The following is a 15962-nucleotide window of genomic DNA, read 5'->3' on the forward strand; positions in this document are numbered from 1 at the left end:
GAAGAAGCAGACCCGCCGCGACCAGCAGACGCCATGATGGGCGGCACGCGGGTCGGCCGGGCGGAGTCCCGCAAGGCGCTCAATGACGACTGGCAGGTCAACTCGGATATCGCAATCTCAGCTGGTCTATTGAGCCCTTTTTAATCCTGAGTAGGGGTCGGCTTCGACGGCGTGCAGGACGAGGACGGCCTGCACGATCGCGGTGGCCCGGCGAGGACAGCAGCGTGCCACCTGCGCCTTGGTAGCCCTTGTCGGCGAAGGTCAGCACGCCGTTGGCCGTCAGTGCGTCGATCAGACCCACGATCCGGGCTGCGCTCAGGTCGTGCATCGCACCGGGAAGAGCAGGAGAGGCCCAGACCAGGCGGCCGGCGGGATCGGCGAGGACCTGGACGTTCATCCCGTGGCGCTTGTGCTTGCCGGAGTAGTACGGCTTCTGGTCGGCGACGTGGTCGATCGGGATGAGCGTGCCGTCGAGGATGGTGTAGGCCAGCCGGGAGGCCCGGGTCGCGGCGGCGTGGACATCGTCGGCCAGGGCGGCGAGCAGGTCGACCGACTCGCGCACGTACCGCCAGGCGGTGGTGGTGCATACCGCCGAGGTGAGCGGCCTGAGCTGCATGAACGCCCGGCAAAGCCCGAACCTCTCCCACGATTGTCCCAGGCAGGCGTCCGCCCATGACTTTGGTGGTGCCCTTGACCACCCTCGCCCCCGCTCTCGCCCCGCGACCACGCCCCAGCTCATCGACACAGTGCACGAAACGACATCAAGTGTGCAGAAAAAGACAAGACACTCATGTCCGTTCGCTTGCATGCTGGTTCAGCGGATCCCGGCAAGCGGTCGAAGCGTAGCGTTACGCAGGATGAAAAATACTTAATGTATTCCTCATCACACCAAGGGGCTGAAACGTTGCATGTCGGCGTGCGGGTTTTACTTAGGTGAGCCGGGAAGATGTCCTGTTGTGCAGGGGTGGTGACATTACCGCGTATCCGATAGTTAAGGCATTGTCAAGATCTATGCGGCTCGTACATAACGGGGCATATTTTTCGGGTGAAAGCGATCTAGCGTGTGGTTCTGCCCACGCGGCGCGACATAGCCGGATGGTCGAGGGGAGCGGAAACCGTGATGGAGCGTAGTGACGGGGGCGCGATGCAGGATCCCAGTCCAGATTGGCGGGACGCGACCATCACGGACCTGTTGGACGAGCAGGTGCGTCGCAGGCCTGACGCGGTCGCCCTGCGCTTCGACGGGCAGGACATGACCTATATGGACCTCGACCGGCGCGCCGAGCTGCTCGCCCGTCACCTGCGCGACCTCGGCGTGCGCACGGAGGCCGCGGTAGGGGTGTTCTTCGAGCGCTCGTTCGAGATGGTGATCGCACTGGTTGCCATCCTCAAGGCCGGCGGTGCCTACGTGCCGCTGCACCAGAACGAGCCCCCCGACCGGTTCCGCTACATGCTGGAACAGGCCGGTTGCCGCGTCGTCCTGACCCACGATGCCCTGGTCGATCGGATTCCCAAGATCGACGGGACGGTGGTGAACCTCGATCACGAGCCGGCGACGACGCCCGGCGCTGAACCGGTCGATGGGGCGATAAGCCCAGACAATCTCGCCTACATCTGTTACACGTCCGGCTCGACCGGCATGCCCAAGGGCGTGGCCGTGCGGCATCGCGGTGTCGTGCGCCTGGTCCAGGACGGTGACTACGCCTCTCTGACCGAGAACGAGACATTCCTGCAGCTGTGCTCGCTGCGGTTCGACCCCTCGGCCTTCGAAATCTGGGGTGCGCTGCTCAACGGAGCCCGTCTGGTTGTTTACCGTCCGGGTACGCCGGCGCTGCACGAGCTGGCGGACTTCCTCGAGGCCGAGCGGATCACCACCCTGTGGATGACCACCGGCCTGCTGCACCGCATGGTGGACGGCTACCTGGATCGCCTGGGCGGGTTGCGGCAGTTCCTCGGCGGCGGCGAGGCGCTGTCACCCGTGCTCATCAACAGGCTCCATCGCACCTACCCGGATCTGCTGGTGGTCAACGGGTACGGGCCCACCGAGGACACCTGCTTCACCTCGTGTCACGTGGTGTCGGAGGAGGTCGGCGACACCGTCCCGATCGGACGGGCGGTCACCGATACCCGCCTCTACGTCCTGGACGAACGACTGCGGCCGGTGCCCGACGGCGAGTGGGGTCTGCTCTACACCAGTGGAAGCGGACTCGCCCGTGGCTACGTGGGACGCCCAGGGCTGACCGCGGAGCGGTTCGTGGCCGACCCGTTCGTGCCCGGCGAGCGGATGTACGCCATCGGCGACCTCGTCCGCCGCGTGGAGGGCGGTGTGCTGGAGTTCCGTGGCAGGCTCGACGACCAGGTCAAGGTGGACGGTTACCGCATCGAGCTCGGCGAGATCCAGGCCGTGCTGGCCGGGCAGCCCGAGGTGAACGAGGCGGTCGTGGTCGTAAGGGAAGGGCTCACGCCTGGCCGCAAGATCCTGGTCGCTTTCGTCGTACCGGTCAGCGGGACCGAGGGCCTGGTGCCGAAGCTGCGTGTGGCTCTCCACCGCAAGCTGCCGAGGTACATGCATCCCGCGGCGATCATCGAGATGGAGGCGCTTCCGGAGACCCTCGGCAACAAGATCGACCGGAAGTCGCTGCCGGCCCTCGAACAGCTTCCCCGCGACGTGGACGCGGACTACGAAGCGCCGCGTACGCCCTTGGAGGCGCTGCTGGCCGACCTGCTGACGGACGCGCTCGCCGTACAGGACATCGGCGTCCATGACGACTTCTTCGAACTCGGCGGCAGCTCACTGGTCGCCATGGATCTCCTCGCCCACGTCCGCGAGGTGTTCAACGCGGACGTGCCCGCAGGCGAATTCTTCGCCGGCGCCACGGTCGCCGGACTGGCCGAGCTGATCGGCGAATTCGCGCCGCACGCGGACGCCGCGGAGCCGCAGTCCTGGATGTCGGCGAAGAGCGGGTCGGTGCGGTGACGGGCCCCCGCTTTGCGACTTTGGCCGTGCGGGGCTCTTACGATCACGAAGAAGCGGCGTCCAATCGCGGTTCGCTCAGCGAGCCCGCGTACCTTACGACCGCGCAGCACTTCGACTCGGCGGAGACGATGCGCGCTACCGCCGCCGGTGAGCGAGAGGGCTGGGTGTACGCCCGGCGCGGCAATCCGACGGTCGGCTACCTCGAGGACACCGTTGCCGCGTTGGAGGGCTATCAGGTCGACGCCGAGGTGAGCGCGGCGGTCACCACGACGGGGATGGCCGCGATCACCCTGGCCACGAGTTCGTTCCTCAGCACGGCCGTCGGCGCCAAACCCAACATCGTCGCCTCCCCCGCGTGCTACGGGTCGACCGTCATGGTCTTCGACAAACGGTACGGCGATGAACGTGGGGTGTCCGTCCGGTGGGTGGACGACCCACTGTCGTTGGATGCCTGGGAGCGGAATGTAGACGAGGACACCCGGTTTCTCTTCGCGGAGTCGCCGTCCAATCCGATGGTCCAGCTCGTCGACATTCCGGCGCTGGCCGCGCTCGCCCACCGGGCCCAGATCCCGCTGATCATCGATGCGACGCTGGCAACGCCGGCGTTGATGCGCCCGCTTGCCCTCGGTGCCGACATCGTTGTCCATTCGCTCACCAAAGCCGCCGGTGCCAGCGGCCGCAGTATGGGCGGTGCGGTGATCGCCCGGCACGACCTTCACTTCCGCGGGCAGCCCGCGCAGATGACCGCGGACTTCGCCGGTTATCTCCGGCGCGGCCCGATGCGTGACATGGGCAGCGTGCTCAGTCCGTTCAACGCCTGGACCCTGCTGGCCGACATCCGCGAACTTCGTGCGCGAGTGGACACGATGTCGACCAGCGCGCTGCGTGTGGCCGAGTATCTGGCCGATCGCGGCGACGTCGTCGAGGTCTTTTACCCCGGCCTGCCGAGCCATCGCACCCACCACCTCGCCAAGCGCGACATGTGGTTGGTCGACAGTGGCGGTCCCGGTCGCGAGGCGGTCAACCGGTTCGGGTTCCTGCTCGGCTTCCGGCCGGCCGGTGGGGTGCCCGCCGCGCACCGGGTGATGGACCGGCTCGACCTCGTCTGGCGGGCGAACAATCTCGGGCAGGTCAAGAGCACCGCGACCATCCCCGCGATCGGTACGCATCAGCAGATCGCGGGGGACGCCCCGGTACCGCCCGACATGATCCGGTTGAGCGTCGGCCTCGAACATGCCGACGACATCATCGAGGACCTGGCCCAGGCGCTCGGCCGACCCAGCTGAAGCCGTGGCGGAGATCGCAGCCGATCGAGTCGAGTAAGGGAGTCGTGCAATATGGAGACCGACCTGGCCGAGGCGTATCCGCACCGGGTGGTGCTCATCTCGCCACCCAGGACCGGCTCAACCGCGGTGGCACGGTTGCTGTGGCAGCACGCGCTGATCACCCACCACTGCCACGAGCCGTTCGAGGCTTGCTATTGGGGTGGTCAGGGCGCCGAATCGGTGACCGCCTGCCTGGGTAACCCCATGCGGGTGGCCACGGGCGATCGGGTCAGGCTGGCCGACGTGCCACCCGGCAGTGGCCTGCTGATCAAGGAAATGAGCTTCCAGCTGACCACCGACCAGTTCGACGACCTGGCCGGAATCGCCACCGCGCCGCTGATCTTCGTGATGTCCGATCCCCGGCTGTCCACCACGTCGCGGCTACGCATCGTGCGCGAGTTGTCGGAGGCGTCGACGTTCCCGCCGTTCGAGAGCGGGTGGCCGTCGTTGGCCGGGCAGGTGGCGCGATGCCGCGAGCTGGGCATCCCGTACGTGTTGGTCGAGTCCGACGACCTGCGGGCCGACCCGGCCGGGATGACCGCCGCGCTGGTGGCGGCGGTCGGGCTTCCGTCGCAGGCGGGACTGGAGAAGTGGTCGCCCCGGCCCGGCCTGCAGTTGTGTTCGCCCGAGGTGGGCGCGCTGATGAGCGACTCGCGACGGACCGATGACCCGTTCTACCGCAAGGTGCTGAGCAGCACCGGTATCCAGCCCCGCGCGCGCGTGGACTGGGCCCGCGAGGAGGCGCTGATCTCGGCCGCGGGCCTGGCCGGTGACGTCGAGACGTGGCTGGGCCTCTACCGGGAGTTGCGGGCGGATCCGGGCCGGCTCGGCGTCCCCGGACAGGCCGCGACTCCCCTGCAAAGGGATGAGACGGGCCGCGATGACGAGACGCGGCTCGGCCCGGAGTACGTGGAGACGGGCTCGTGACCGCTGACCGTGCCGGCGGATCGGCATCCGACTGCGTCGACGTGATCGGTGTGGGGTTCGGGCCGGCGAATCTGTCACTGGCCATCGCGCTGAAGGAAGAATCGCCCTCGACGACCGCAGTGTTCCTGGAAGCCGAGATGGACCCGGTGTGGCAGGGCGGCATGCTGCTGGACGGCTCCAACATGCAGAACCATCCCAGCCGCGACCTGGTCACGCTGCGCAACCCGCGCAGTCATTACAGCTTCCTCAATTATCTGTTCGAGCAAGGGCGGCTGCTCGAGCACCTGAATCTGCCCATGGAATTCCCGCTGCGCAAGGAGTACGCGCACTACATCCGATGGGCGGCCCACCAGTTCCGCGAACAGGTCGGCTTAGGCGTACGGGTGAGCGACATCGCCATCACCGAAGTGGACGGCACACCGGCGTACGTGGTGACCGGATCGGACGGTTCGCGCCGGTACGGCCGGGCGCTGGTCCTGGGTACCGGCCGGACGCCGTTCGTGCCGAGCCCGTTCGACACGATCGACTCGCCTCGGGTCGTGCACCTCACCCGGTATCTGCCGACCGTCCAGAGCCTGGATCAGGATGCGCCTGAAACGATCGCCGTAATCGGCGGCAGCCAGAGCGCCGTCGAGATCGTCCTCGACCTGGCTGCCCGCTTCCCGCACGCCCGGATCGTCAACTACGTCCGCCGTTTCGGGCTGCCGCTCAAGGACACCAGCCCGTTCAGCGAAGAAGGGTTCTTCCCCGGCTTCACCGACTACTACTACCGGGCGAGCCGGTCGGCCAAGAACACGCTCGACGCGTACATGCGGCCGACCAACTACTCCTCGACCGACGCCGACGTCCTGCACGAGCTGTACGTGCTGATCTACGAACAACGTCTCGACGGAGACCAGCGCGTCTTCGTGCAAGGCAACCGTCAGGTGCGCGCCGCCCAGGTGGAAAGCACGGGCGTACGGCTGAATGTGGAGGAGGTGCACACCCACGACGTGGTCACCGACCGGGCCGACCTGGTGGTGCTGGCGACCGGCTTCCGCAACCTTGGGCCACATCCTGACCAGGAACGCTATCCCGCGATGCTCGCCGGCGTGATCGACCGGTTCCAGTTCGACGCCGACGGCTACCTGATCGTCGAGCCGGAGTACCGGCTGCGGCCGGTGCTGGACGGCACGCCGCCGCTGTTCCTCAACGGCCTGTGCGAGTCGAGCCACGGTATCGGCGACGCCGGGTCATTCAGCCTGCTCTCGCTGCGCGCGGCGACCATCATCGACGGGCTGCGCAAGGAAGGGATCGCATGAGAGGCCGGTCCGGGGTCTCCTCACTCCCGAGTCGTCTGATTGGAGCCGTCGACCATGTCCCATGCACCTGACACTCGGCAGTCCGTCATGCACCTTGACTACGACGACGACGTCTCCAGGCGGCGTACGATCCCGGAATTGTTCTCCCTCGTTGCCGGCTCACGGCCTGACGCGGTGGCGCTGATCGGTCCGGCCGGCCAACTGACCTATGCCGAGCTCGACCAGCTGGCCGAAAAGCTTTCCAGCAATCTGGTGGCACGCGGCATCGGCCCCGAGAGCCTCGTCGCGATCAAAGTGCGAAACCCGATGCACAGCATCATCGCCATGATTGCCGTGACGCGGGCCGGAAGTGGTTACCTCGCGATCGACCACACCTACCCGCCGGACCGCCTGAAATTCATCCTCACCGACGCGGCGCCCCAACTCGTCCTCAGCGACGACGCCGACTTGGGCGTCGAGCTGAACGGCAGCCTGCCGGTCCTCACGTTCTCGCCGGACGTCGCGGGAGGCGAAGGCGAAGTTCCTCGCACCGAGCGTCGTCCTGAAGGACCGGGTCTCTCCTCGGAGAATCTGGCGTACGTCGTCTACACCTCCGGGTCAAGCGGTGTTCCCAAGGGCGTAGCCGTGTCGCACACGGGGATCGAAACGCTGGTTCGAGAACAGTCCGTCCGCTTCGGTGTCGGCCCGGATGATCGAGTACTGCAATTCGCCTCGCTGAGCTTCGATGCCTCGGTCTCCGAGATCTGGGTGACCCTTCTGGCCGGGGCTACGCTTGTCTGCTCCGACGGCGAGCGCATCCTCCCCGGCGGCGACCTCGTCCGCCTGGTCGAGCAGTTCGCCGTCACACACGTCACGCTGCCTCCTTCGGCGCTGCTCGCGATGGTGCCCGAGGACCTGCCCGGCACCACGATCATCGTGGCGGGCGAGGAATGCCCAGGTCACTTGGCGGCGCAGTGGGGCCGGGGCCGGCGTTTCATCAACGCCTACGGCCCTACCGAGACCACGGTATGCGCCACGATGAGTGACCCACTCGATTCAGCAGAGGTGCCCATCGGTCGTCCGTTGGCCGGGCGGTGTGTGTATGTGCTGGATGCGGCGCTGCGGTTGGTGCCGGCGGGTGTGGTGGGGGAGTTGTACGTCTCCGGTGCGGGGGTGGCGCGCGGTTATGTGGGGCGTGCGGCGCTGACTGCGGAGCGGTTCGTGGCGGATCCCTTCGCTGGTGGTGGTGCGCGGATGTATCGCACCGGTGATCTGGTGCGGTGGGGCGCTGATGGGGTGCTGGAGTTCGTCGGCCGGGCCGATGCGCAGGTGAAGATTCGCGGGTTCCGGGTGGAGCCGGGCGAGGTCGAGGCGGCGCTGCGTGGGATTGCCGGTGTGGCGCAGGCGGTGGTGGTGGCCGATGGTGAGGTGGGTGTTCGCCGACTGCTGGGTTATGTGACTGCCCAGCCTGGTGCGGTTGTCGACGGTGACGGTGTGCGGCGGTCGTTGTCCGCGATGGTGCCGGATTATCTGGTGCCTGCGATGATCACGGTGCTTGACCGTTTTCCATTGACGGGTAACGGGAAGGTCGATCGCGCTGCCCTGCCGGTGCCTGGTGGCGTCGCGGTGGCAGGGCGGCGCCCGCGTACCCGTTGTGAGCGGGTGGTGTGCGAGGCGTTTGCTGATGCGCTCGGGCTGGAGTCGGTGGGAATCGACGCTGACTTCTTCAACCTCGGCGGCGACAGCATTCTTGCCATCAAGCTGATTTCGGCCGCGAGAAAGGCCGGCCTCGTGATCAAGCCACGAGACATCTTCCGGCACCGGACGGTTGTTCGCCTGGCCGCGGTCGCCGGCCAGGTGAAAGACTCGCCGACGAATGCGGGGACGGACGATCTCGGCATCGTCCCACGCACACCGATCATGAATTGGCTCGCGGAACGCACTGACGACCTGCGCGAGTTCTACCAGTCCATGGTGATCCAGGTTCCTGCCGGAGTGTCCCTGCCGACTCTGGCCGGCGCGCTGCAAGCCGTAATCGACCACCATGACGCCCTGCGGCTGCAGGTCGTCCGCGGTGAGACGGACGAGACCTGGAGTGCGCTGGTCCAAGCCCCCGGCAATGTCGATGCCATGGCCTGCCTGGTCCGTTCGGATATGCGGAACCAAACGCCGCGTGCCCGATCCGCGATCTTCGATGCAACCCTCTCCACCGCTCGTACCCGCCTCGAGCCAGAGGCCGGGGTCATGCTGCAGGCGGTGTGGTTCGACTGCGGACGACAGCCCGGCAGGCTCCTGCTCGTCGTCCATCACCTGGCGATCGACGGCGTGTCCTGGCGAGTCCTGTTGCCGGACCTTCAGGCCGCATACGAAGCGATCGAGGCCGGCCGGAAGCCTGATCTGCCGGCGGTCGGCACTTCTCTGCGGCAGTGGGCACGCCAACTGCAAGCGGAGGCCACCAACCCGGCAAGAACAGCCGAGACGACCTTCTGGCAGGCGCTCACGGCGGCGGACCAGGTGGAGATCGGTCGACGGCCACTGGACCCCGCGGTCGACACCGCCGCCGCGGCCGAGACCCTCACCACGGAAGTGTCGGCCGATGTCACCGCGGCCGTACTCGGCAAGGCGCCGAAGTTCATCCACGGGAGCATCAACGAGGTTCTGCTCGCGGGTCTGACACTCGCGGTCGGCCGCTGGCTCGCCCAGCGGGGAAGGCGCGGCCCCCTTCTCGTGGATGTGGAGGGCCACGGCCGGGAGGATATTTTCGCGAATACGGACCTGTCCCACACTGTCGGCTGGTTCACGACGGTCTATCCCGTCCGGCTCGACCTGGCAGACGTCGAGGACGATGCCGCGACGAGTGGTGGGCCGAGCGTGGCCGCAGCGTTGCAGCGGATGAAGGAACATCTTCGGGAGATTCCCGATCACGGCATCGGCTACGGCATTCTGCGTCATCTCCCGGGGCCGGCCCAGGAGACCTTGCTCTCCGGCGCACGACCCCAGGTCGCGTTCAACTACCTCGGGCGATTCCCCGAACCGGCGGATGCCGACTGGCAACCCGCGAGCGAAGCCAACGGCGTGCTCCAGGGCGACTTCGGGCCGTACCAGCCGATGGCTCATTCGCTGGAGATCGGCTGCGTGACTCTGGACTCCGCCGACGGTCCGCGGCTCGTCAACACCTGGACGTGGCCCTCCGCAGTGCTCAGCCGGGACGAAGTGGCAGAGCTCGCCGCACATTGGTCGCAAGCACTGGCGGACATCGCGCGCCATGTCTCCGATGAGCACACACCCGCGGATTTCCCGCTGGTGAACCTCACCCAGGACGACATCCAGGTCATCGAGTCGCGCTTCCCGGCCCTGGAGAACATCCTTCCGCTCACGCCGCTCCAGAGCGGGCTCCTCTTTCACTCCCTCTACGACGAGCACGGCGAGGACGTCTACATCGTCCAACTCGGTATCCGATTCCGAGGCGACCTCGACCCTGGGCGGATGCGATCCGCGGTACGGGCACTGACCGTACGGCACCCTGCTCTCCGGGCCCGGTTCGTCCGGGACGGCCTTCGCGAACCGGCACAGGTGATCGCCGCGGCGGAGCCGGTGCCATGGGACGTCCGAGACCTGCGGTCGATGCCCGCGGCCGACCGAGACGCCGAGTACGCCGCTCTGAGCGTCGCCGAGCGAAGCCACCGCTTCCGGCTCGACGCCGATCTGCTGCTGCGCGCCATCTTGGTTCGCACGGACGACGACGAACATAGGCTGCTTCTCACCAGCCACCATCTGACTTTCGACGGCTGGTCCTCCCAGCTGATGGTCCGTGATCTCCTGGCGCTGTACGAGGCGGGGGACCACGGGGGCGCCCTACCGGCGATAAGGCCCTACGAGGACTACCTGGCGTGGTTGAACGAACAGGACCACGCAGCCGCACTCAGCGAATGGCGCTCGGCCCTGGCCGGGCTGCAAGGCCCCACCTTGGTTGCGGACAGCGGTCGTCGCGACGAGGAGGCCGCCAAGCGCCTTGAGATGACGCTGACCAAGAGCGAGACCGCGGCCCTCGTCACCACGGCCAGATCGGCGGGCCTGACACTCAACTCGATCTTCCAAGGCGCCTGGGCCCTGGTCCTCAGCGATCTCACCGGTGTGCACGACGTCGTCTTCGGAACCACGGTAGCCGGCAGGCCGGCCGATCTGCCTGGCATCGAGGAGACGGTCGGCCTGTTCATCAACACGTTGCCGGTGCGAGTCAACGTCCATCCGGCCCGCTGCGTCGACGACGTGCTCGCGAGCGTCCAGGACGAACAGGCACGCCTCATGGAGTTCCCTTACGTCAGCTTGAGCCAGATTCAGGATCTTTCCGGCCATCGGACCCTGTTCGACACGCTTCTCGCCTACCAGAGCTTTCCCGCCGGACAAAACGAGGAGAGCACTGACGGATCATCGTCGCTCGACCTCATCGGCATCGACGGGTACGACGCGACCAACTTCCCGTTGGAGCTCGTGATCTTTCCGGGCAAGCACATCGACCTGCACCTGAACTACCGTCACCCGTCGATCTCCGACGAGCTCGCGCAGCAGATTCTTCCCCTCTTCCGGCATGTACTCACCCAAGTCGCCGGCAGGAGCTCGGAACCGGTCGGCCGGTTGGCCCTGCCGGCACCGGAGCAGGCAGAGGCACTGCTCACGCTCGGCGTGGGAACCTCTACTGGGCACCCGGAACCGGCCATCGGTGTGGGCGAGGCGATCAGCCTGATCGCCGAGCAGAAGCCGGATGCCGTCGCTGTGCGATACGCCGACACCGCGATGACCTACGCCGAGCTCAACGCGTCGGCCGACGGTTTGGCGAAGCACCCCGCCTTCGCCCGGTTACCGGGCGAGAGTCCTGTCCTGGTGGTGCAGGAGAGCTCGCCGCACCTGATCCTGTCCCTTCTCGCCGTGGCGAAGGCGGGTGGCGCCTACCTGCCCGTGCCGCCCGAAACGCCCTCGGAACAGCTTCGCGGCATCCTCGAGGAGGTCGCGCCGACGGTCATCCTGACCGACCGAGCCTCGGTGCGTCACGACGTCTTCCAGCCTCTTGTGGATCGCGGCATCACGACCGTCATAGTCGTGGACGAGATCGAACTCCCGGCATGGGAGGGCGACTCCGCCGGCACTCCGCCGATACATCCGGAGCAAGTGGTCGGACTCGTCCACACGTCTGGGTCGACCGGCATCGCCAAGGCGGTCGGCATGACACACGCCGACTTGCTTCGACTGGCGGCGGACCCGAGCTGGACCAGCCACCGACCCACTGTGCTGATGTACACGCCGCATGCAGGGGACTCACTGGCGTTCGAGATGTGGATTCCGCTACTGCAGGCAGGTGAGGTCGTGCTGGCCCCGGCCGGCGACATCGACCCTCTCCAGCTCGGCCAGTTGACACGGCATCACGGCGTGACGCGCATGTGGGTCAGTGCCGACCTGTTCGACACGCTCTCCCGTGATCGTCCGCAGGACTTCGCCGGCCTCGCCGAACTCTGGACCGGAGATGCGGTGTCGCGGGACGCCGCACGGAGGTTCCGGGCCGCGGCGCCTCAGGTCGCGCTCGTCAACGGCTACGGGTCCAGCGAGACCGCCGTGTTCACCACCCGTCACCGGGTGTCGGCGGATGATCCTGGATCCGCGGTGCCCATCGGTCGTCCGTTGGCCGGGCGGTGTGTGTATGTGCTAGATGCGGCGCTGCGGTTGGTGCCGGCGGGTGTGGTGGGGGAGTTGTACGTCTCCGGTGCGGGGGTGGTGCGCGGTTATGTGGGGCGTGCGGCGCTGACTGCGGAGCGGTTCGTGGCGGATCCCTTCGCTGGTGGTGGTGCGCGGATGTATCGCACCGGTGATCTGGTGCGGTGGGGCGCTGATGGGGTGCTGGAGTTCGTCGGCCGGGCCGATGCGCAGGTGAAGCTTCGCGGGTTCCGGGTGGAGCCGGGCGAGGTCGAGGCGGCGCCGGGTGCGGTCTCGGATGCGGGGCGGCGTCCGCGTACCCGTTATGAGCACGTGTTGTGCGAGGCGTTCGCTGATGCGCTCGGGCTGGAGTCGGTGGAACTCGACGACGACTTCTTCGACCTGGGCGGCAACTCGTTCGCCGCTATGCGCCTTGCTGATTATCTGAGCCGGGAGTTGAACTCCGAGGCGAGCATCCGCGACATCTTCGAGGCCCCGACAGCCGGACAACTGGCCGCCCGACTGGCCGAAGCCGACGAGCGGCATCATGACGCGTTCGCCGTCACCTTGCCGATCCGGCACACCGACCAGGGACCGGCCATGTTCTGCGTCCATCCCGTGGCCGGCCTGGGCTGGAGCTACGTTGGGCTGCTACCGCACGTGCCGCCCCAGGTGGCGGTGTACAGCCTGCAGTCCCGGGGCCTCTCAGAGGAGACCGACGCGCTGCCGGGTGACGTGGACGAGCTTGTCGCCGACTACCTCGACCAGATTCGCCGCACGCGGCCTCACGGGCCCTATGTGTTGCTCGGCTGGTCGTTCGGCGGCAAGGTGGCACAGATTCTCGCGGCTCGTTTGCAGGAGCGGGGCGAGCGGGTGATGTTGGTGATCTTGGACGCGGCTCCCATCGTGCGCAGCCACGACACCGAACGCACACCGGAAGGGGCAGCGCGGGCCCTGCTGCGACTGGCGGGACACGACTGCGACGCTCAGGGCTGCCGTCCCGAGGATCCCTCGGCCCACGTCGCGGCGGTACTCGCCGAACCGCACAGCCGGCTCTCGGCCATCCCCACCACCCACATACCTCGAGTTCTCCTCGTCACCGCGAACAACATGAGACTGGCTTCCTCGCTACGGCAAACCCGTTTCGACGGCGAGAGCGTGCTGTTCCTTGCCAGCCGGTCGGAGTCGGATCCGGAGACCGTAGCCCGATCCTGGCAGCAGTATCTGAGCACGTCGATGCACGTTCATTTCGTCAACGTCACTCATGACGACATGACCGAGCCTGACGCCCTGGTCACCATCGGCAAGGTGTTGACACCGGCGATCGAAGGCTTCGCGGCAACGGACGCGAACCATCAAGGGAGGTAACGATGACCAACCCATTCGAAGACGAAAGCGCTCGCTATCTTGTTCTGGTCAACGACGAGGGCCAACACTCGCTGTGGCCGGAATTCGCAGAGATCCCGCAAGGGTGGGTGGCCGTCTGCGGACCGGACAACCGTGACGTCTGCCGGGCCTACGTCGAAACCCACTGGACGGATCTTCGCCCGCGGAGCCTGGTGCGCCGGATGCAGGAAAGGGCCGCGCTCAGCTGACGCGACGGGTCGGATGACAGTCCACTCGGTTTCGGCGGTCACTGACTGCTCGCCCCACGGCACGTCGCGGCGCGTCCGAGAGGCCACCGGCATTACGTTATCGATCCGGTCGTTCCTCGAGGCGGGCCGCGGCGGCCGTGCACGCCGGTATCAAGCACACGGGAAGGCGACATGACCGAAGGAGCGACCGGCGGGTGGTTTCCCTCTGACATCGGCACCGGTTCCGCCGAGTACCTGCTGTTCTGCTTCCCGCACGGCGGCGGCGGGGCAAGCGCGTTTCGGCACTGGAAGGCGGAGCTGTCACCACGCATCGAGGTCGTCCCCGTGCAATTGCCCGGCCGAGAATCCCGATTCACCGAGCCGCTTCTGACGTCAGCCGAGGCTGTCGTTACCGCACTTCTGAAGCCACTGTCCGCCCACGCGCGGGAACCCTTCGCCCTGTTCGGGCACAGCATGGGCGCGCTTCTGGCGTACGAGGCAGCCGTTGCCCTGACGGAGCAGGGCTTGCCTCCGGCCCGTCTTTTCGCTTCAGGCCATCATCCACCACATCTCCCCAACGCGACGCCAGCTCTGCGCGGTGCGACCGATCAGGAGTTCGCCGAACGGCTGGCCGATTTCGGGGGAACGCCCGCCGAGCTGCTTGACAATCCAGTGATGATGGACTGTCTGATGCCGCGCCTCCGGGCCGACTTCGAGATCTGTGAGACGTACCGGCATTCGCAGCGGTCGCCCATCCCCGTGCCCATCACCGTGTTCGCCGGCAGGGAAGACCCGGCCGTCGATGTCAGCGAACTCGGCCGATGGGGCGAACTCACGACCGAGGGCGCCGAGGTCCACATCCTCGACGGCGGCCACTTCTGTCATGTGGGCCCGAATGAAGCCGGCGTTCGCGAGATTTTGGCGGAGTCACTGGAAGGAACCAGCCAGCGATGACGAATGCGACCGTTCAGGGCGTTGCCGACCTGGGTGATCCGCATATCTACCAGACAACAGACCGCTATCGCATGTGGGAGAAACTGGTAGCGGAGGACAGGGCCGTGTGGAGTGCGCCGGAGACCTCGCCCGGCGGATTTTGGTCCATCTTCTCTCATCAGGCATGCTCGGAACTGCTGGCGCCGAACGCTCCCTTCACGTCCGAATACGGGATGATGATCGGGTTCGACCGGGACCATCCGGACAAGGCCGGCGGCAGGATGCTGGTCGTCAGCGAGGGCAGCCGGCACAATCAGCTTCGCCGCCTCATCGCTCCGTTCCTGTCGCGCACGTCGGCGCAGTCTTTGTCGGCATTTATGCATCAGGAAGTGACCGAAATCCTGCGGAGGCTGCGTACCGACGGGAGCTCGATCAAGTCGACCGCGACCGGCCAGGACATCGCCTCACACGTCGGGTCCCGCTTGCCCGCCGCCGTGGTCTGCGAACTCCTCGGCATCCCGGCGAGCGACCGCGACCTGGTGGTCGGCCTGACCAACCACGCCTTCGGCGGAAAGGAGCCGGCATTCGCTGACATGGAGCCTTCGGAGGCCCATACGCAGATTCTGAGCTACTTCGTGGACGTCATCGTACGGCGACGCGCCGCCCCAGGCGACGACCTCGTAACGGCCTTGCTTGCCGACGGATCGTTGAAGGACAGCGAAATACTGATCAATTGCGACAACGTCCTGATCGGAGGAAACGAGACCACACGCCACGCAGTGACCGGTTGCTTCCACGCCCTGGCCGAGAATCCGGAAATTCTGCCCGCCCTGCGAGCGGAGCCGGCCCTGATTTCCGCGGCCGTGGAAGAGATCCTGCGATGGGCCTCGCCGGCGATGCACGTGCTGCGGGTGTCCACACGGCCAACCGTCGTCGCCGGCCAGGAGATCGACGAGGGCGTCGCCGTGGTGGCCTGGCTGCCCGCTGCGAATCGGGATCCCGGCGTCTTCCCCAGCCCGAGTGAGCTACGACTGGACCGCCATCCGAACCGTCACCTCGCTTTCGGCCACGGACTGCACCACTGTCTCGGCGCCGCACTGGCCAGAGCAGAGCTGACAGCACTGCTCGAGGCGCTTGCCAACACTCTGGACAGTGTGGACCTGCTGGCCGAGCCGCAGTGGATGAGCGTCAACCAGGTACAGGGATACCGCGCCCTTCCTGTGGTTCTGCACTGGAGGTGAAAGTCCGGTCCAGACCTGCT

8 protein-coding genes and 1 pseudogene are annotated in these 15962 nt (G+C 66.8%); 8 read left to right on the top strand and 1 reads right to left on the bottom strand.

Going from position 1 to position 15962, the window contains the following annotated elements:
- Positions 1–126: 126 nt before the first annotated feature.
- Positions 127–577: pseudogene (locus FED44_RS34580) on the bottom strand (transposase family protein); the annotation flags it as partial.
- Positions 578–1120: 543 nt separating this feature from the next.
- Here FED44_RS34580 and FED44_RS34585 point away from each other — a divergent pair.
- The 8 genes from FED44_RS34585 to FED44_RS34620 all read left to right on the top strand — a co-directional run bounded on the left by FED44_RS34585 (position 1121) and on the right by FED44_RS34620 (position 15942).
- Positions 1121–2977: a non-ribosomal peptide synthetase gene (locus FED44_RS34585; protein WP_187406130.1), complete on the top strand. Its 1857-nt coding sequence runs from the start codon at positions 1121–1123 to the stop codon at positions 2975–2977.
- A gap of 26 nt (positions 2978–3003) precedes the next feature.
- Entirely contained in the window at positions 3004–4263 is a 1260-nt protein-coding gene (locus FED44_RS34590; RefSeq protein WP_167521668.1) for a trans-sulfuration enzyme family protein, read from the top strand.
- 51 nt (positions 4264–4314) lie between these two features.
- Positions 4315–5229, top strand: a complete 915-nt coding sequence (locus FED44_RS34595) for a hypothetical protein (protein ID WP_138463292.1) — start codon at positions 4315–4317, stop codon at positions 5227–5229.
- Entirely contained in the window at positions 5226–6530 is a 1305-nt protein-coding gene (locus FED44_RS34600; RefSeq protein WP_138463293.1) for a lysine N(6)-hydroxylase/L-ornithine N(5)-oxygenase family protein, read from the top strand. Before FED44_RS34595 ends, FED44_RS34600 begins: the two co-directional genes overlap by 4 nt.
- 87 nt (positions 6531–6617) lie before the next feature.
- Positions 6618–13562, top strand: a complete 6945-nt coding sequence (locus tag FED44_RS34605; protein WP_167521669.1) for a non-ribosomal peptide synthetase — start codon at positions 6618–6620, stop codon at positions 13560–13562.
- Between the two features lie 2 nt (positions 13563–13564).
- Entirely contained in the window at positions 13565–13789 is a 225-nt protein-coding gene (locus FED44_RS34610; RefSeq protein WP_138463295.1) for an MbtH family protein, read from the top strand.
- A gap of 171 nt (positions 13790–13960) precedes the next feature.
- Complete coding sequence (locus tag FED44_RS34615; protein ID WP_138463296.1) at positions 13961–14722, top strand: thioesterase II family protein; 762 nt, start codon at positions 13961–13963, stop codon at positions 14720–14722.
- Positions 14719–15942, top strand: coding sequence for a cytochrome P450 (locus FED44_RS34620; RefSeq protein ID WP_138463297.1), 1224 nt, complete (start codon positions 14719–14721; stop codon positions 15940–15942). The genes FED44_RS34615 and FED44_RS34620 overlap by 4 nt, the downstream gene beginning before the upstream one ends.
- Positions 15943–15962: the final 20 nt, after the last annotated feature.

The organism is Microbispora triticiradicis (assembly GCF_005864065.1).
Lineage (GTDB): Bacteria > Actinomycetota > Actinomycetes > Streptosporangiales > Streptosporangiaceae > Microbispora > Microbispora triticiradicis.

Coding starts and splice junctions, on each gene's coding strand:
- FED44_RS34605 (WP_167521669.1), top strand. CDS start 6,618: ATGCACCTTGACTACGACGACGACGTCTCCAGGCGGCGTACGATCCCG.
- FED44_RS34620 (WP_138463297.1), top strand. CDS start 14,719: ATGACGAATGCGACCGTTCAGGGCGTTGCCGACCTGGGTGATCCGCAT.
- FED44_RS34615 (WP_138463296.1), top strand. CDS start 13,961: ATGACCGAAGGAGCGACCGGCGGGTGGTTTCCCTCTGACATCGGCACC.
- FED44_RS34595 (WP_138463292.1), top strand. CDS start 4,315: ATGGAGACCGACCTGGCCGAGGCGTATCCGCACCGGGTGGTGCTCATC.
- FED44_RS34585 (WP_187406130.1), top strand. CDS start 1,121: ATGGAGCGTAGTGACGGGGGCGCGATGCAGGATCCCAGTCCAGATTGG.
- FED44_RS34610 (WP_138463295.1), top strand. CDS start 13,565: ATGACCAACCCATTCGAAGACGAAAGCGCTCGCTATCTTGTTCTGGTC.